We start from the raw sequence: 227 nt of genomic DNA, 5'->3' as shown, positions 1-227 counted from the left end.
ATTAATTGTTTATTTTGTTTTTCAATTATAGCATTTTTTCTTTCTATAGTTTTTTGTGCTATCAATACCGCTTTTGCTAATATATCTTCTTCACTATCTTGTTCATTAGTTGGAATATATCCACCAGTTTGTCTTATTTGTTTTAGTACCTTTTTAACTTCTTTTTTGAATTTCTTAGCAATTGGTTTTCTTGATTGAAATAAGACCTCATATAGTCCATCCTCTGT

Annotated in this window: 1 pseudogene; it reads right to left on the bottom strand. The window is 26.9% G+C overall.

Annotated features, from left to right (window positions below):
- Nucleotides 1-227: pseudogene (locus tag NG904_RS17165) on the bottom strand (phage antirepressor Ant); the annotation flags it as partial.

The sequence above is a fragment of the Clostridium sp. ZBS15 genome, from assembly GCF_023845705.1.
Lineage (GTDB): Bacteria > Bacillota > Clostridia > Clostridiales > Clostridiaceae > Clostridium > Clostridium aquiflavi.
This window is presented reverse-complemented; position numbering and strand designations above follow the sequence as displayed.